Origin of the sequence: Pseudomonas sp. TH49, assembly GCF_016650625.1 — a bacterium.
GTDB lineage: Bacteria > Pseudomonadota > Gammaproteobacteria > Pseudomonadales > Pseudomonadaceae > Aquipseudomonas > Aquipseudomonas fluorescens_H.
This window is the reverse complement of the sequence record NZ_JAEKFL010000002.1, coordinates 2,047,700-2,064,820: the sequence shown is the minus strand read 5'-3', so window position 1 is coordinate 2,064,820 and position 17,121 is coordinate 2,047,700. Positions and strand designations below refer to the sequence as shown.

Here is a 17,121-nt window from a genome sequence, read left to right as displayed (position 1 = left end):
CTGTAGGAGTGAGCCTGCTCGCGATGGCGTCCTGTGAGCGATTAGAATGCCGGCTCAGTCCAGAATGATCAGTCGCCCATGCTTCTCCCTCCCGCCAACTGGCTACCCCAAGCCCCCCTCGAACGACTTCAGCTCGACTGGCTCAGCACCGCCGGTATCGAGGTCGCCATCCTGCGTCTGGACCGGATCGACCCGCTGATCAGTGGCAACAAGTGGTTCAAACTCGTTGAGCACCTCAAGGCCGCCGATCGCGCCGGGGCGCGAGGCATCATCAGTCTTGGTGGCGCACATTCCAATCATCTGCATGCGCTCGCAGCGGCGGGCAAACGTCTGGGCTTCAAAACAGTCGGCCTGTTGCGCGGGCATCCGCAGCAGACGCCCACGGTTGCAGATTTGCAGGCGTTCGGCATGCAGCTGCACTGGCTGGGGTTTGGCGGCTATCGGGATCGGCATGCGCCGGGGTTCTGGCAGCCGTGGCAGACACAGTATCCGGACCTTCATGCGGTGCCGGAGGGCGGCGGCGGATTGCCCGGGGCGCTCGGTTGTGCGGCGCTGAAGGCGCAGGTCAACGCGCAATTGGCCGGATTGGGCTGGAGCGATTATCACGGCTGGTGGCTGGCCTGCGGCACCGGGACGACGTTGGCTGGGCTGGTGCTCGCCGAGGCGGGAGAGCATCCGGTGTACGGTGCGCTGGCGGTGCCGAAGGATCATGGCGTGGCGCCGCAGGTTGAGGCGATTGTTCAGGAGGCGGGGCAGGTTGCGGTGGACTACGCGCTGTTCGACGCGAGCCGGGGTGGTTTTGCCAAGGTTGATGCACAGTTGCTTGAATTCATCGACAGCACTGAGCGCAGTAGCGGCGTTCCGCTGGAGCCGCTGTACACCGGCAAGGCGTTATTGGCGCTGAAGCAACAGGTTGAAGCGGGCAGATTCGAGCACGGCACGCGGCTGATCTTCGTGCATACCGGTGGCTTGCAGGGGCGCCGCGGATTCAGTTCCTGCAGTTGAACTTATGTGGCGAGGGAGCTTGCTCCCGCTCGGCGGCGCAGCCGTCGCAAGTCCAGCGACAGCGCTCTGCCTGACTGTCCGCATTTTCAGAATTTGGGTCTGCTGCGCAGCCCAGCGGGAGCAAGCTCCCTCGCCACAGGGCATGTCACTGAACCAATGTTCAATTGCGCTTGGGCATCATCCGCAACAGGGTGTTATCGCCGACCACATAGTGGTGATACAGCCCCGCCAGCGCATGTAGGCCGATCAGCCAGTAGCCGATGTTGCCGATCAACACGTGCCAGTGTTCCACCTGCTTGGCGAAAGCCTTGTCTTCATTGACCAGCAGTGGCAGATCGAAGCCGTAGAACATCACCTGATGCCCCTCGGCGCTGGTGATCAGCCAGCCGAGGATCGGCATGCTGATCATGAACAGGTACAACAGCCAGTGCATCACCCGCGCCAGCAAGGTCTGCCATTGGGGCGACGCCGGGAAGATTTTCGGTGCCGGGCCGATGCTGCGGGCTACCAGACGAAACCACACCAGCACGAACACGGTCAGGCCAAGCATGTAATGCACTTCGCGAATCAGCGAGCGGCCGCCACTGCCCTTGGGAAAGATCCCGCGCAACTCCATGCTGGCATACACCAGGATCAACAGGACCAGCATCAGCCAGTGCAGCAGCACGGACACGGTGCTGTAGCGGGATTCGGAACTTGTCCACGGCATACGGTATTTCCTCACGGATCAGAGTCGCTGCGTGCCGTTCTTGTGCGACGGCATGCTTTAACTGTAATCCGCTTTGACGGATTTGCCTGATGCTGATCGGTCTTTTAATGCGCTGAATCAGGTGTTGTGCTGCTTTTTCATAAAAAAACGCCAGTGTCACGAAGACACTGGCGTTTTTTCTTTTAACGCAGCGGCGATCAGCTCGATTGTGGCATTTCACCGTTGGCCAGGCGCTTGTTGATATCGGCAATCACCTCCGGCAAGTCGCTGATGGTGTCGATCATGTAGTGCGGGCGCGAATCGGCGAACAGCGCGTGGATGCGTTTGCGTTCGCTGGCCAGTTCGTCGCTGCCCAGCGCACGGTAGCCCGCGTAATCCAGGCCCAGCGCGTTGCCCGAGCAGATCAGCGCCACAGTCCACATGCCGGCGCGACGGCCTTCGAGGATGCCCGGCACGGTGTCGTCGATCTTCACGCAGGCGCCGACGTCGTCGATGCCCAGGGCGATCACGTTGGCCAGGGCCTGGGCCGGCCATGGACGGCCATTTGGCACTTCGTCGGTAGCCACCACGTGGTCGGCGACGTAGCCATTAGTGGCAGCGAGTGCCACGACCTTGTCCATCACCTGTTTCGGGTAGCCGGAGCAGGACCCGATCTTGATCCCTTGCTGACGCAGGTTGGCGATGGTGTCCAGTGCGCCGGGAATCAGCGCCGAGTGTTCGGCGATCTTTTCGATCTGCAACGGCATGAAGCGGTTGTAGATGGCGGTGACGTCGTCATCGGTCGGCGTGCGGCCGAACGCTTTGCGATAACGCTCGGCCACTTGCGGCTGATCGCACAGGGTGCGGATGTGGTCCCACTTGCCCATGCCCATCGGGCCGCGGGCTTCTTCGATGGACACCTGCACATCAAATTCGGCGAAGGCTTCGACGAAGATCTGGGTCGGCGCGAACGAGCCGAAATCGACCACGGTACCGGCCCAGTCGAGGATGGCGGCTTGCAGCTTGCTTGGGTTGGTGTAGTTCATGGCAATCAATTCCTGAGTTGGCAATACGGTTCAAAACTGTGGGAGCGGGCTTGCTCGCGAAGGCGTTGTGTCAGTCGACATTAATGTTGAATGTTCAACCGCTTTCGCGAGCAAGCCCGCTCCCACAGGGGGATTGGGGTGTTGTTCAGATCTCGAGGACTTCCATCTCGCGCAGCACTTCACCCACTGCCGCGACGGCTTGGCGCATTTCGTCCGGGCTGACGTGGCCGATGCAGCCGACGCGGAAGGTTTCGACCTGGGTCAGCTTGCCGGGGTAGAGGATGTAACCCTTGGCCTTGACCCGTTCGTAGAAGTCCTTGAACTGGTAGCGGGGGTCCTTCGGGGCATGGAATGTGGCGATGATCGGCGCCTGGATCGCCACCGGCAGGAAGCTGCGCAGGCCGAGCTTGCCCACCTCTTCCATCAGCGCCTGGCAGTTGGCGGCGTAGCGCGCATGGCGAGCGGGGAGGCCGCCTTCTTCGTTGTATTGCAGCAGCGCTTCGTGCAGCGCCGCGACCACGTGGGTCGGCGGGGTGAAGCGCCACTGGCCGGTCTTCTGCATGTAGCTGTGCTGGTCGTACAGGTCCATCGCCAGCGAGTGCGAGTTGCCGGCGGCGGCAGCCAGCGATTCCTTGCGAGCAAAGACGAAACCCATCCCCGGCACGCCCTCCAGACACTTGCCGGAGGCGGCGATCAGCGCGTCGAACGGCACTTTTTGCGCGTCCACCGGCAGTGCGCCGAACGAGCTCATGGCGTCGATGATCAAGCGCTTGCCGTGTTGCGCAACGACGTCAGCGATCTCCGGCAACGGGTTGAGGATGCCGGTGCTGGTTTCGCAGTGAATCAGCGCGACGTGGCTGATGTCGCCGTCGGCGCGCAGCAGACGGTCAACGTCGGCGGCGGTAGTCGGTTCGTCTTCGGCAGTCTCAAAGGTGCTGAACGAGCGGCCGAGCACTTCGCAGATCTTCGCCAGACGCTTGCCGTAGGCGCCGTTGATCAGCACCAGGACTTTACCGTCACGCGGCACCAGGGTACCGATGGCAGCTTCGACGGCGAAGGTGCCGCTGCCCTGCAACGGCACGCAGTGGTGAGTGGCAGCGCCGTTGAGGATCGCCAGCAGTTGCTCGCAGAGGCTGGCGGTCAGTTGATTGAAGCGGTCATCCCATGACCCCCAGTCGACCATCATTGCCTGGCGGGTGCGCGCCGAGGTGGTCAACGGGCCGGGAGTGAGCAGGATGGGGGCGGCAGTAGTCATTCGTGTGTCCTCGCGAAAGCGCTGTGGGATGAAGCTACGGGGCATACGTTGCAATTCGCCGTTGCATCAATCAAATTGTTTGTTGTTATGCCAGCCATCAGTGAGGATTATTCATGAATCTGTTCCAGCTGCGTGCCTTTGACGCCGTGGCCCGGGAAGGCAGCTTCACTCGCGCCGCCGCACGCTTGTTTATCAGCCAGCCGGCGGTCACCGGACACATCAAGGCGCTGGAGGAGCACTACCAGATCACCTTGTTGCGCCGTACGGCACGCCGGGTGGAACTGACCGAGGAAGGCACCAAACTGGCGGCGATCACCCGCGCCATGTTCGGTCTGGCCGAAGAAGCGCAGACCATGCTTGAAGCCAACCGCCAGTTGCTCACCGGGCGTCTGGAGGTGGCGGCGGACGGTCCGCACATGGTCATGCCGATGCTCGCCAGCCTGCGCGCACGTTATCCGGGGATCACGGTAAATCTGCGCCTGGGCAATGCGCAGGAAACCCTCGCCGCGCTGCTATCCGAGCATGCGGACGTGGCAGTGTTGACCGAGGTCGAACCGCGCAAGGGCCTGCACCTGCAAGCCTTGAGCGAATCGCGGATCTGCGCGCTGGTGCCCGCCGGGCATGCGTGGGCGCAGCGTGCCGGCGAAGTAAAGCTCAAGGAGCTGGATCAGGTGATCATGGTGCTGCGCGAGCCGAGTTCGATCACCCGGCGCACCTTTGATCAGGCCTGCATGCAGGCGGCGGTGCATCCGCGAGTGTTGCTGGAGCTCGACAGTCGCGAGGCGGTGACCGAAGCGGTGGCGGCGGAGCTGGGGGTGGGTGTGGTGTCTTCGGTGGAAGTCAGCCATGACCCGCGGGTGGTGGCGATTCCGATTGTCGGGGACGGGTTGGTCAATCGGCACATGATCGGGTGCATGGAGCGGCGGCGGGAGTTGCGCTTGATTCAGGCGTTCTTTGGTCTGACGACAGTCTGACAATTCGCGGCGCGTCATTCGCGAGCAAGCTCGCTCCCACATTGGAATGCATTTCAACTGTGGGAGCGAGCTTGCTCGCGAAGGGGTCAGGCCTGTTTACGCAAGACTCTCGCGCACCATATCGAGAAACGTCGCCACCACCCGCCGCGAACTCTGCTCACGCAAGCACACCAGCGTCTCGGTCAATCGCCGGGTGCAATCGGTAATCGGCAACGCACACACCCGCGAATCCGCGCCAAACTCCGCCGCCGACACCACCCCCACACCAATCCCCACCACCACCGCCTCACGCGCGGCTTCCCGGCCCTCGACCTGAATCGCCGGGCGAATACGAAACCCGGCGCGGGCCATTTCTTCTTCCAGGGTCTGCCGGGTCACCGAGCCGTGTTCGCGCAGCACCAGCGGCGTGTCGTCGAGATCGGCCAGGCAGATCGACTCACGCTCGGCCCAGGGGTGATGGCGTGAGACGAACGCCACCATCGGGTCGTTGCGCAGCGGCACGCACAGCAGACGTTCATCGCTGACATCGCGCCCGAGCAGCGCCAGATCGGCCTGATAGTTGAACAGGCGAAACAGCGATTCATCGGTGTTGCCGGTTTCGATCTTCACGCTGATCCCCGGGTAGCGCTCGCAAAACCGCGCGATCTGCGGCAGCACATGCACCGGCGCATCCACTGCCAGAATCAGGCTGCCGGTTTGCAAGGCCCGGGAATCCTGCAGCAACTCCTGTGCTTCAGCCTCGATCACAAACAGCCGTTGGGTAATCGCCAGCAGACGCTCACCGAGATCGGTCAGGCGCACCGAACGCTTGTTGCGGTGAAACAGCAACACGCCAAAGCGTTCCTCGAGTTTGCGCACCTGGTCGGAAATCGCCGGTTGTGTGAGAAAAAGCCGTTCGGCGGCTTTGGTGAAGCTTCCGTGGACAGCCACGGCGTGAAAGGCTTTGAGCTGGGCGTGGGACACCGACATGCAGCCTCCAGTAACAAGCTGAGCTTATGTGTGAAATACGATAAATCGATTTTATTTATTAAACAGTAATTGCTTTGATCCGCTCACGCCATCGCTGCCTGTCTGTTCGGACAGCAGGGTTGGCGATGAGCCTGTGCGTGCAACAACAGGACTCATCTGACCGCTATCGCCATCAGGGATGGGCGCTGGCGCAGTGCTCAACAATAAAAAACACAGGCGTTTACTTAACGATTCTGCCGGCACACTCACACCCTGAGGTCAGAACCACAATGAGCAAGCACATCGGCACTATTGCGCGTTGGCGCATGCAGATTTTCGCTGTCACCTGGCTCGCGTACGCCGCTTTCTATTTCACCCGCAAAGCGTTTTCGGTGGCCAAACTGGGCATCGCCGAAGACCCGACCTTCATGCTCGACAAGATGGCCATGGCCAACCTCGATGCGATCTATCTGGCGGCCTACGCCATCGGCCAATTCACCTGGGGCATGCTCGCCGACCGCTTTGGCCCGAGGGTTGTGGTGCTCGGCGGGCTGTTGATTTCCGCTGGCGCGGCACTGGTGATGGGTAGTTTTGCCACGCTGCCGATCTTCGCCACTTGCATGCTGATTCAGGGCCTGGCGCAGTCCACTGGCTGGTCGGGGCTGTGCAAGAACCTCGGCAGTTTCTTCCCGGCCGAACAGCGTGGGCGGGTACTCGGTCTGTGGAGTTCCTGCTACGCGTTTGGCGGTCTGGTGGCCTCGCCGTTCGCCGGCTGGTGGGCGTATACGCTGATGGGCACCTGGCACGCGGCGTTCATTTCCAGTGCGGCGGTAGTGGCGGCGGTGGCGGTGCTGTTCTTTATATTCCAGCGCAACAAACCGGAAGACGTCGGCTTGCCAGCGGTGGAGCCGGAGCCGGAACTCAGTGCAGCGGAAACCGAAGCCAACAGCAAGCTCAGCGTCTGGGAGCCGTTGAAGGAAATCCTGCGCAATCGCACGGTGCTGGTGCTGGGCCTGGCGTATTTCATGCTGAAACCGGCGCGCTACGCGATTCTGCTGTGGGGCCCGGTGATTGTCTTCGAACAGATGCCCAGTGTCGGCAAGGTCGGCGCGGCGATCATTCCCACCTCGTTCGAACTGGCCGGTCTGCTCGGCCCGATCATGATCGGCATGGCCTCGGACAAACTGTTCGGCGCCCGGCGCATGCCGGCCTGCGTCCTCAGCCTGCTGGCGCTGACCGTGACGTTGGCGCTGTTCATGGGCGCGTTGCACACCGGCAGCGTGATGCTGGTGGTGGCGCTGCTGTTTGTCATGGGCCTGACCCTGTACGGACCGGACTCGATGATCAGCGGCGCGGCGGCCATCGACTTCGGCAAGGCCAAGGCCGGTGCCACCGCGGCCGGTTTCGTCAACGGCTGCGGCTCGGTCGGCGCGGTGCTCGGCGGATTGCTGCCGGGCTACTTCGATTCGGTGACGGTGTTCATCGTCTTCGCCGGCTGCGCATTGTTCTCGGCGCTGGTGCTGATTCCGCACTGGAACAGCCGCCCGGTCGGGGTGATGGAGCCGCGCGCGTCCATCCCCAATTGCCCGCTGACCATCAAACCCCTGCGTAACTGAAACCCTTGCCTCGCGGCCTGCTGCGGCGCTCGCGGCAGGCTGTGTCGTGGCCATCTGACTGGAGAATCCCATGCGACCGTTTTGGCTCGAACAGGCCTTGCAGGCCGATCCATCCGCGACGTGCCCGCCGCTGCAAGGCGAAGTACGCACTGACGTGTGCATCGTCGGCGGCGGCTACACCGGGTTGTGGACGGCGATCATGCTCAAGCAGCAGAACCCTGAACTCGACGTGCTGCTGATCGAAGCCGACATCTGCGGCGCCGGTGCCAGCGGGCGCAACGGTGGTTGTGCGTTGTCGTGGTCAGCCAAGTATTTCACCCTCGAGCGGCTGTTCGGCGTCGAGGAGGCGGTACGTCTGGTCAAGGAATCCGAGCGCAGCATCCACGCCATCGGCGCGTTCTGCGAACAGTACGGCGTCGAGGCCGATTACCGCCTCGACGGCACGCTGTACACCGCCACAAACAAGGCGCAGGTTGGCTCGACCGACGCGGTGATCGCAGCACTGGAGCGCAACGGCATCAACTCATTCACCCAGCGCCCGGCGTCCGATGTGCAGCGCATGGCCGGTTCCAGCAAGCATCTGGAAGGCTGGTTCTCGCCGGCAGCTGCCAGTGTGCAACCGGGCAAACTGGTGCGCGGCCTGCGCCGGGTGGCGTTGCAGCTGGGCGTGGAGATCCATGAAAACACTGCGATGACCGGCCTGGAAGAAGGGCGCCCGGCGCGGATTCATACCGCTAACGGCAGGGTGATTGCCGACCGCGTGGTGTTGGCGATGAATGCGTGGATGGCCCGCGCGTTTCCGCAGTTCGAACGCAGCGTGGCGATTGTTTCCAGCGACATGCTGATCACCGAGCCACGCCCGGATCTGTTGCAGGACATCGGTTTGACCAGCGGCGTCACGGTGCTCGATTCGCGGATTTTCGTGCACTACTACCACAACACGCCGGACGGCCGGATCATGCTTGGCAAGGGGGGTAACACCTTCGCTTTTGGTGGGCGGATGTTGCCGGTGTTTGATCAGCCGTCGCCCTATGCGGATTTGCTCAAGCGCAGCCTTGGGGAGTTTTTTCCGGCGTTTGCCGAGGTCAAGGTCGATGCGACCTGGAATGGGCCGTCGGATCGTTCGGTGACCGGGTTGCCGTTTTTTGGCCAGATGAGTGCCAGTGGCAATGTGTTTTATGGTTTTGGTTATTCCGGCAGTGGTGTCGGGCCGTGTCACATGGGCGGGCAGATTCTTGCCTCGTTGGTGCAGGGGCTTGATAACCCTTGGACCCGTTCGCCATTGGTGAATGGGCCGTTGGGGTATTTTCCGCCGGAGCCGATTCGGTATCTGGGGTCGTTGATGGTGCGTAATGCGATTCGGCGCAAGGAGCGGGCTGAGGATCATGGGCGGCGGCCGCGGCATCTGGATGTGCGGTTGGCGAGGTTTGCGGCGGCGGCGGGGAAGGCTGACAAGGGGTGATTGGGGGGCTTTGATTTATGGGGGCATATCCGTTGCTGCGGTAACGGCTGCTTAGGGGGCCGCCCTTACGGCGGGTCACTTTTTCCAGACGCCGAAAAAGTAACCAAAAAGGCTTTACCCTGACGTTCGGCCCTCGCCTGGGCTCGGGTTCCTTCGCTGCGGGATTCATCCGGGGGGCAGCGCCTACGGTTTGCTTCGCTGCACCTCCTCTCGCTGTGTTTGGCTGCGCCAAACGGTCGCTGCGCTCCCACCCCCGGATAAATCCCTCCACTCAGCCTGCCGACGGGCCCTGAGATCAAAAGCTTTACTCGAGCTAACGCTCATTGTGTTGAGTGGGGCGGCTTCGCCGCATGCGGGGCACGCTCTCTGAACTGTAGGAGCCAGCCTGCTGGCGATGGCGGCCTGACAGCCGACCATTCTCTAACTGAACACACTTATGCCAACTGTAGGAGTGAGCCTGCTCGCGATAGCGCCCTCCCAGCCAACCAGTTTCCGGCCGCTGTACTCATTTCAATCTCTGCGGCGCTTACGGATCGGCGCCATGGAGCAGCCAATCGAGCAACAGGCTGCTGTCGCGCGGTGGCGACGTTTCGCGCGGTGGTGCGGGACGCGGGTTGGCGAGGCAGAGGATCGGTCGATCCGGGTCGCTGTCGAGGAAGCTCACCCACACCTCACTGCCGGCGCGGGGTAGCTGGTGGGCGGCGAGTTGGCCGGCGCCGGTCAGCGCGATCGGCAGCCACAGGCATGCAGACTCAGCGGTCTGCGCCGGCCAGAGGCTGACGCCGATGCGCCCGCGATCGTCCAGTGGCGCTGGCTGGCCGGGCGATCCCAGCACTTGCGCCAGGTGATAGCCGCCGATGTTCGGACGTGGCTGTGCCAGAGGCGGGCGGAAATCGCTCGACCAAGGCAGGGCAGTAAAGTCGTTTTGATAGCGATGCACACCCGTTGTTGGATCAAGAATCGAAGGGTGCTGGCCTTGATGGTGCAGTTCGGTGATCAGCCATTGTTCGTTGAAGGCATTGATCGGGTGCCCGCTGATCTGCAACAGATGGCCGCTGCGCAGTGCACTGCAATCGCAGCTGCCCCGGATCGTGCGCGACTGGCAGCGCTGGCGTTGCAGGTGGCGACGGCTGCGTTGTTCGGCGAGGCGCTGTTCGCCCGACAGGTTCAACGGTGTAAGCGCGGGCACGGGGTGATTGGCCGCGTCTGCGGCGCTGATCTCCTGGCCCCGGTTGCGAATGCTGTGCGCGGCCATGACGGGTGTCGCGTCATGGCGTTGCAACAGCGTGCTGATGCGCGGCGACGGCGTGTCGTCGGTCACGGCAAACGGCACGGGCAATGGTTCCTGCGGCAGGCTCAGGTTGTCATCGGCAAACACCACGACATGCCCCTGCGGGCGATGTTCGAAGTGATAGTGAATGCCTTCCTCCTCACACAGTCGTTGCATGAAGGCCAGGTCGCTTTCCTCGAACTGAAGGCAAAATTCCCTTGGTGGGTATTGGCCGACGCTCATCTCGATCCGGTAACTGTCCGCCGGCAGTTCATGTTCGCCGAGCAATTGCGCGAGGATCGCCGGCACACTCGCTTGCACGAAGACCCGGCGCCGCGGCGACTGCTCCAGACTCAGCAGATGCGGGACCAGCGTCAGCCGGTAGCCGATACGGTGGCTGGCGCGATGTTCGCAACTGACACTGTGGATCAGGCCATGAATCCCGTGATCGACGCCCAGACGCAGGAACGCTGGTTGGCGCAGCAGGCTTCCCGGCGGCAGGGCGGGGGCCAGACCGATCACATCAATCTCGAAACGAAAAGGCTGATTCAGTGCTTCCTTGCCGCTGAAACGCAGCACCGGCAGGCACAGTTGGCCGTCACTCAGGGTCAGGGTGAAAGGGCTTTCCTTGTCATTGAGCATTCGTACGGGCTCTGTGGGGCAATACGGACGGCAGAGGGTACGAAAACGCGAGCACGAATGGTCATGGCTAGTGTGGTTTTCAGAATCGCCCTACAAGGTGTGGTGAAGATGTCGATTCAACAATGAATATTTTTGGTCGATTGCCAACTTTAGGCCGTATAAACTTGGCGCCACGCGTCGGCCAATAGATGTCTCGGCGCCACAGATCAAGAGAGTGAGTAATGGGCGCACAGTGGAAGGTTAAACACAAAGAAGCGGCAGCCAATGCCAAGGGCAAGATCTTCGGCAAACTGGTGAAAGAAATCACCATCGCTGCCCGCAACGGTGCCGATACCGCCACCAACGCACACCTGCGTCTGGTGGTCGAACAGGCCAAGAAAGCTTCGATGCCCAAGGAAACCCTGGACCGCGCCATCAAGAAAGGCGCCGGCCTGCTGGGCGAAACCGTGCAGTACCACCGCGTGACGTACGAAGGTTTCGCGCCGCATCAGGTTCCGTTGATCGTCGAGTGCGTCACCGACAACATCAACCGCACCGTCGCAGAAATTCGCGTGGCCTTCCGTAAGGGCCAACTGGGTGCTTCCGGTTCGGTGGCCTGGGATTTCAACCACGTCGGCATGATCGAAGCTGCGCCGGACACCCCGGACGCCGATCCGGAAATGGCCGCGATCGAGGCCGGTGCCCAGGACTTCGAACCGGGTGAAGAGGGCGCGACCCTGTTCCTGACCGATCCGACCGACCTCGACGCCGTACAGAAGGCCCTGCCTGAGCAAGGTTTCACTGTGCTGTCGGCCAAACTCGGCTACCAGCCGAAGAACCCGGTCAGCGGCCTGAGTGCCGAGCAGATGGCTGAAGTCGAAGCGTTCCTCGAAGGCCTCGACAACCATGACGATGTGCAGGACATGTTTGTTGGTCTGGCGGGCTGATCTGTTGCAAAGATAACTGTGGCGAGGGCGCTGGCTCCCGCTCGGCTGCGCAGCAGTCGTTGTTTTTTGGACGGCTTTGCCGTCCAGCGGGAGCAAGTGCCCTCGCCACAGGATTTGCGTCAGTTACAGCTTTTCCAGCACCTCGATCACTTCGCTGAACCCCGGTCGCGCCAGCACATCCGGCTGACAGCAACGCTGTTCCAGCGCTTGCAGCCGCTCGCGCCGCTCATCGCTCAACCCCGAGTCGATGCGCGTCAGCAGTTCCCCGAGCAGAATCCCGAACGCCCGCACTTCGATGCGTTGCAGCGCCCGGGTTTCCAGGTTGTCGGTGGTGGCATGGAACGACGCCGCGCCGAAATCCCCCAGCAAGCAATCGCCCTGATCGTTCAACAGAATGTTGTGGCCGTAGAGATCGCCGTGGGTGATGCCCTGTTGATGCAGGTGTTCAGCCGCCGAAGCGATGCCTCGGGCAATGTTCAACGCCACCTCTGCACTGAACCGGCAATCCTCGGCATATACATCCCGCGAGCAACTGGCCAGGCTTGGCAATGCCGCGAGGTTACGGAAGCTCGGATCGATCAGTTGCATCACCAGGCCATGTTGGCCGTCAGGATGATCGTGAATGCGGCCCTCCACGCGAATCAGGTTCGGGTGCAGGCCAGCGGTGATGCAGGCGTTCATCTCGTGCAGCGGCGACCCGTCGCTGGTCATTTCACCTTTATAGAGCTTCACTGCGACCGGCACCTGCGAGCCGTCGGCGCGCTGCCACAATGCCCGGGAAATCACCCCCGAAGCGCCTTCGCCCAAGCGTTGTTCCAGACGCAGCGCCGACCAGTCGATGAGCGGCGTGGCTTCCAGCGCGGCGGCGTCGGCTTCGGTTTCCAGCGGATTACCGGCATAGGCCAGCCAGGTCAGGCTTGGCAGGGTCAGCAACCATTGCGGCAGTTCGCGCAAGCGGTTGGCGGCGATGCGGATCAGCTCCAGACGGTGACATTGGCTCATCGACGCTGGCAGCGTTTGCAGGCGATTGCCGGCCAGCAGCAGTTTTTGCAGGTAAGGACGCTCACCCAGCTCGGTCGGCAGGGTTTCGATGCAGTTGTCGGTCAGGATCAACCAGCGCAGCAGCGGCGGCAGTGCTGCGCCCGGCACGTGGCTGATGCGGTTGGCCTTGAAGCCGATCATCGTCAGCGCCGTACATTGGCCGACACAGGCTGGTACATCGGTGAAGTGGTTGTCCGAGCAGAACAGAATGCGCATTCGGGTCAGGCGATGCAGGTCGTCGGGCAGGCTGCTCAAGGCATTGCCGCTGAGGTTGAGTACCTCCAGCGTGTCGGCCAGCTCGAAAATTTCGCGGGGAAACTCGGTCAGACCGCAAGACAGATCAAGCCGGGTAATGCCCGACAACTCGCCGGCGCGCAATTGAGCAAGGGTGTGCATGTAGGTGTTCACTGTCCAGGGAAAGAAGCGCCGAGCGCTCGGAATGGGCGACATGATAGCGGCAAAGCCGGAATTTGCACTGATCTGACCCTGGACAACACCCTGATCCTCGGTGGGAGCGGGCTTGCTCGCGAAGGCGTCCTGTCAATCAGTGATTTGTCAGAGACACTCCGCTTTCGCGAGCAAGCCCGCTCCCACAATGGTGATCAATGGGCTCAGTGGATTTCCTGCAACTGCCCCAAACGGCTGCGGGTCCGGGCCAGGTCGATGGCGTTGCCGCCGAGCGCCTCGCGCAGTGGCAAGCGGCTGAGCAGAGTCAGGTGTTTGTCCTGGTCGTAGAGCACGTCGATCAGGTTGATGAAGCGTTGTTGCGCGGCGATCGAGCACTCATCCAGTTCCGGCAGGTCGTCGATGAGCCAGCGGTCGAAGCGCCGACACAGTTCCAGATAATCCATCACCGCCGTCGCTTGCTCACACACATCGTTGAACGTGAAGCCGACGGTGCGGCCCTCGCACAGACGTGCCTGAAAGTGCCGGGTGCCCACCGGCAAGGCAATGGCCGGCGCACCCTGCGGCGGCAGGTTCAAGGCCTGGCGCTGGGTCGCGGTGGCCGGCCACACATAGTGGCCTTGAGTGAACAACTGATGCGCATGATTGCTCGCCTGACTGCGGTAATCGTGGGGGCCGCCGACTTCCATGACCTGCATTCGCGCGTTGATCAAATCGATCACCGGTTTGAAACGCGCGTGATAGAGCGGGTTGGGCAGCAAGCCTTCCGGCGGATAGTTGGAGGTTACCAGCAACAGAATGCCGCGCTGGAACAAGGCCTTGAACAGGCGGGTAATGAGCATCGCATCGCCGATGTCATGCACATGAAATTCGTCGAAACACAGAACCCGACAATCGTCCAACAGCTCGTCGAGGGTGACGGCGAGGGCATCGTCCTGTTCGCGATGGTCGAACATGCCCTGATGCAGCCGGGCGAAGAACGCATGGAAATGCACACGCTGCTTCTGCGTGGTCGGCAGTGCCTGGAAAAAACCGTCGAGCAGCCAGCTCTTGCCGCGTCCGACCGCACCATGCAGGTACAGGCTCGGCGGCGTTTGCGCGCTGGCGCCGAACAACAGGCTGGCCTGCTGCGCCATGCAATCAATCACCCGCTGCTGGCTGTGGCTGAGGGTGTAGCCCTGACCATGGGCCTTTTGCCGGAAGTATTCGTGGATCGAGCGGGCAATGGCGTCATGCCCGGCGTTGGCTGGCCTGCCTTTGGCGAACCAGCGGCGCAACGCCGACCAGCGCGGGGCCAGTGGCGATCGTTTGGGCGCTCGAGAGGGCACTGTGCAGTCACTCCGTGTTCATCAGACCGGCGCCCGGGAGCGCGGCGACGTAGTGTAACCAGAGGCTGCGCCGAGCTTCCATCGCGGTTCGTCGACTGTGGGCGATAACTGAACAACTTTGTGCGGGGCGTATAGCTTTTTTCAGCGATGTAATTCGCCGTGTTGCCAAACTTTCGAAACATATCCCGGCAGATCCATGGATCCAATCGACTGGCGGATTCGTCGACCGTTGCTAACCTGAAACACAGTAACGTCATCCGGGTGGTCCCTCACAAGGAATGAGGCAGTGATTACACGTGTGGTGGTGGCCCTGCTCGGGTGGCTTGGGGGCTCGGTGTACGCGGCGGAGCTTCAGGTCGAGGTTCGCGTTGACGTGCAGCGCGGTTGCCAACTGATCGGCCAGCAGCGCGAGGCGCGTATCGAACAACTGGGCGTACTGGATTTCGGCAGCGCGGCGCGCCTCGATGATCCGGCCGGGCCACTGGGTGCGGCGCTGACCAACCAGCGCTTGCCGCGCCTGGAGTGCAACCCCGACACGCCGTATCAACTGCGTGTCGACGGCGGTCTGCATGGCGGGGTCGGCGAGGTTCGCTATCTGGTGGGGGCGGCGGGGAGCCAACCGATTCCTTACCGGCTGTATCAGGACGCGGCGCGGCGGGTGCCGCTGGTGGTGGACGTGCCGGTCAGCGGTCGGGTGCCGGACACCGGGACGGTGGAGTTGCCGCTGTATGGGCGAATCGAGCGCCTGGCGCAGGTGCCACAGGTCAGTCGGTATTCGGATCTGGTCAAAGTCACCGTGACGTGGTGATGACACGATTTCAGGCAATCCGCTGGAGGCGGGTTGCGCAGGGAAGGGGCGTTCAATGATGGACGCGAGTTTCGCAGGCATCCTGAAGGAGTAGGAAGGGCGCAATGACAGGCAAACACTGGATGGTCATCGCCACGGCTACGCTGCTGTTGCTCGCTGACGACGCACAGGCGGCGGTGAGTGGGCAGATACATGCGCGGCTGATCCTGATTGCCGGGTGCGAAGTCACCAACGGATCCAGTCCTGGAACCCCGGTCGGCAATCTCGGCTCCCTCGATTTCGGGCTGCAGGGGCCGACCTGGACTGCGCCGATCAAGGCCAGTCTCGACGCTGACAGCAGCGGCAGACTCAATGTTGCCTGCAACCCATCGGTCACCGGTTTCACCGTCACCATCAACGGTGGTACCCACGGTGATGGCAATACCCGGCGCCTGAGCAATGGTCGCCAGACCATCCCTTATCAACTCTATCTGGATGCTTCCGGCAGCCAGAGCTACAGCATTGGCCAACAGCACAATTTCGCTGTCACCAGCGGTGCGCAGATACCCATCCCGGTATTTGGCTCGGTGGTGGCGAATACCCGCGCGGTTCCGGCAGGGGTCTATACCGACACCCTGACGGTGACGCTCGACTGGTAACCCCGTAGAGGACGGACACCATGCGCAAGTTTGCATCAAGGATAGGTTTGTCATTGCTCGGCATGACGCTGGTTTCCAGTGCCAATGCCGCCACCACCGTTACTGGCCAGATCACTTCCAGCCTGATCCTGACCAGCAGTTGTCAGGTCAACGGAGCCGGGGGCACCACCGGGCTGAACTTCGGTGCGTTGAACTTCGGTACCGCCAACAGCCTGTTCACCACCGCCACCGGACAGGTGTTGGGCGGTGGCGGCGGAGCGCTGTCGATTCTGTGTTCCAGTGGCACCACACCTACGGTCACGGTAGGCGCGGGTGCCAATGACGGAAAATCGACGGGGGGCGCCCGGGCGCTGTACGACGGCGTCGCCAATTACGTGCCGTACGACTTGTACACCGACTCCGGGTTCTCGACGCTGCTGCCCGTCAACGGCACGATCAATCTGGCTCCCAGCACCGGTACGGCGCAGACGGTGAATATCTACGGTCAGGCCAAAGGCAAGGCTGGTTTGCCGGCCGGAACCTACACCGACACCATCGCCGTGCAACTGACGTTCTGATGCCATGCGCCGTCAGCTCTGCGCCGCGCTGCTCCTGCTCTGTGCGGGCAGTGTGCCGCTGCCGCTGGGGGCGGCGACCAGCCAGAGCTTTCAGGTCAGCGCCACCATCACGCCGGGGTGCCTGGTGGTCGGCGGAGTGTCGAATTACGGCGGGCTGAATTTCGGTTCGCACTCGGCCCTGGCCACTGGCACGGTGCAAGTCGCACTGACCGGGGGCGTGCAGCTGCAATGCACGCCCGGAGTGACATTGAACATGAGCGTCGATGGCGGCCAGTACAACAGCAGCGGCCGCCATATGCAGATCAACAGCGGCAGTGCGCGGGTGGCTTACGCGCTGTTTCGTGATGCGGCTTACAGCCAGAGCCTGGGCATCGGTCAGAGCGTGGCGGTGGCCTATAGCGATGCGAACAACATCAGCCTGCCGATTTACGGTCAGGTGCAATTGCCGGGCAATCAGCCTGGGGGGACGTATAGCGACGTGTTGCAGGTGCAACTGTCGTGGTGAGTAGACG

16 protein-coding genes are annotated in these 17,121 nt (G+C 62.3%); 9 read left to right on the top strand and 7 right to left on the bottom strand.

From position 1 onward, the window contains the following. Nucleotides 1–78: 78 nt before the first annotated feature. Entirely contained in the window at nt 79–1,005 is a 927-nt protein-coding gene (locus tag JFU48_RS26495) for a 1-aminocyclopropane-1-carboxylate deaminase/D-cysteine desulfhydrase (RefSeq protein WP_201138173.1), read from the top strand. Between the two features lie 160 nt (nt 1,006–1,165). On the opposite strand, the gene JFU48_RS26490 is transcribed toward JFU48_RS26495, so the two are convergent. The 3 genes from JFU48_RS26490 to JFU48_RS26480 form a co-directional block, all read right to left on the bottom strand. Then, a complete protein-coding gene (locus tag JFU48_RS26490) occupies nt 1,166–1,714 on the bottom strand; it encodes a cytochrome b (RefSeq protein ID WP_103486576.1) in 549 nt (182 codons plus the stop codon). A 197-nt stretch (nt 1,715–1,911) separates the two neighbouring features. Next, the gene (gene phnX, locus JFU48_RS26485) at nt 1,912–2,739 is read right to left on the bottom strand and encodes a phosphonoacetaldehyde hydrolase (protein WP_003223652.1); all 828 of its coding nucleotides are present in this window, start codon (nt 2,737–2,739) and stop codon (nt 1,912–1,914) included. 145 nt (nt 2,740–2,884) lie between these two features. Then, nucleotides 2,885–3,994: a 2-aminoethylphosphonate--pyruvate transaminase gene (locus tag JFU48_RS26480; protein WP_201138172.1), complete on the bottom strand. Its 1,110-nt coding sequence runs from the start codon at nt 3,992–3,994 to the stop codon at nt 2,885–2,887. A 113-nt stretch (nt 3,995–4,107) separates the two neighbouring features. Here JFU48_RS26480 and JFU48_RS26475 point away from each other — a divergent pair, with 113 nt between their 5' ends. Continuing rightward, nucleotides 4,108–4,968: a LysR substrate-binding domain-containing protein gene (locus JFU48_RS26475; RefSeq protein WP_103486579.1), complete on the top strand. Its 861-nt coding sequence runs from the start codon at nt 4,108–4,110 to the stop codon at nt 4,966–4,968. Between the two features lie 96 nt (nt 4,969–5,064). On the opposite strand, the gene JFU48_RS26470 is transcribed toward JFU48_RS26475, so the two are convergent. Then, nucleotides 5,065–5,937 carry a LysR family transcriptional regulator gene (locus JFU48_RS26470; protein ID WP_201138171.1) on the bottom strand — a complete coding sequence of 291 codons (873 nt, stop codon included), beginning with the start codon at nt 5,935–5,937 and terminating at the stop codon, nt 5,065–5,067. Between the two features lie 269 nt (nt 5,938–6,206). Between JFU48_RS26470 and JFU48_RS26465 the strand changes: the two genes are divergently transcribed. Both JFU48_RS26465 and JFU48_RS26460 read left to right on the top strand, forming a co-directional pair. Further along, nucleotides 6,207–7,532: an MFS transporter gene (locus tag JFU48_RS26465; protein WP_201138170.1), complete on the top strand. Its 1,326-nt coding sequence runs from the start codon at nt 6,207–6,209 to the stop codon at nt 7,530–7,532. Between the two features lie 70 nt (nt 7,533–7,602). Continuing rightward, nucleotides 7,603–8,994, top strand: a complete 1,392-nt coding sequence (locus JFU48_RS26460; protein ID WP_201138169.1) for an FAD-dependent oxidoreductase — start codon at nt 7,603–7,605, stop codon at nt 8,992–8,994. Nucleotides 8,995–9,520: 526 nt separating this feature from the next. Here JFU48_RS26460 and JFU48_RS26455 read toward each other — a convergent pair. Continuing rightward, nucleotides 9,521–10,906: a type VI secretion system Vgr family protein gene (locus JFU48_RS26455; RefSeq protein ID WP_201138168.1), complete on the bottom strand. Its 1,386-nt coding sequence runs from the start codon at nt 10,904–10,906 to the stop codon at nt 9,521–9,523. A 221-nt stretch (nt 10,907–11,127) separates the two neighbouring features. Here JFU48_RS26455 and JFU48_RS26450 point away from each other — a divergent pair, with 221 nt between their 5' ends. After that, nucleotides 11,128–11,832: a YebC/PmpR family DNA-binding transcriptional regulator gene (locus tag JFU48_RS26450; RefSeq protein WP_003223660.1), complete on the top strand. Its 705-nt coding sequence runs from the start codon at nt 11,128–11,130 to the stop codon at nt 11,830–11,832. Between the two features lie 123 nt (nt 11,833–11,955). Here JFU48_RS26450 and JFU48_RS26445 read toward each other — a convergent pair whose 3' ends face one another. Together JFU48_RS26445 and zapE are read right to left on the bottom strand one after the other, a co-directional pair. Then, the gene (locus JFU48_RS26445; protein WP_201138167.1) at nt 11,956–13,269 is read right to left on the bottom strand and encodes a protein kinase; all 1,314 of its coding nucleotides are present in this window, start codon (nt 13,267–13,269) and stop codon (nt 11,956–11,958) included. Nucleotides 13,270–13,484: 215 nt separating this feature from the next. Then, nucleotides 13,485–14,606 carry a cell division protein ZapE gene (zapE, locus tag JFU48_RS26440; RefSeq protein WP_201138166.1) on the bottom strand — a complete coding sequence of 374 codons (1,122 nt, stop codon included), beginning with the start codon at nt 14,604–14,606 and terminating at the stop codon, nt 13,485–13,487. Between the two features lie 286 nt (nt 14,607–14,892). Here zapE and JFU48_RS26435 point away from each other — a divergent pair, with 286 nt between their 5' ends. The 4 genes from JFU48_RS26435 (at nt 14,893) to JFU48_RS26420 (ending at nt 17,114) form a co-directional block, all read left to right on the top strand. Beyond that, on the top strand, nt 14,893–15,414 hold the full coding sequence (locus JFU48_RS26435) for a spore coat protein U domain-containing protein (protein WP_201138165.1): 522 nt from the start codon (nt 14,893–14,895) through the stop codon (nt 15,412–15,414). A gap of 104 nt (nt 15,415–15,518) precedes the next feature. Next, nucleotides 15,519–16,052 (top strand): Csu type fimbrial protein, encoded by a 534-nt coding sequence (locus JFU48_RS26430; protein WP_201138164.1) that lies wholly within the window; start codon nt 15,519–15,521, stop codon nt 16,050–16,052. A gap of 20 nt (nt 16,053–16,072) precedes the next feature. Then, nucleotides 16,073–16,609 carry a Csu type fimbrial protein gene (locus JFU48_RS26425; protein WP_201138163.1) on the top strand — a complete coding sequence of 179 codons (537 nt, stop codon included), beginning with the start codon at nt 16,073–16,075 and terminating at the stop codon, nt 16,607–16,609. 4 nt (nt 16,610–16,613) lie between these two features. Then, nucleotides 16,614–17,114 carry a Csu type fimbrial protein gene (locus JFU48_RS26420; protein ID WP_003223672.1) on the top strand — a complete coding sequence of 167 codons (501 nt, stop codon included), beginning with the start codon at nt 16,614–16,616 and terminating at the stop codon, nt 17,112–17,114. The last annotated feature ends 7 nt before the right edge of the window (nt 17,115–17,121 follow it).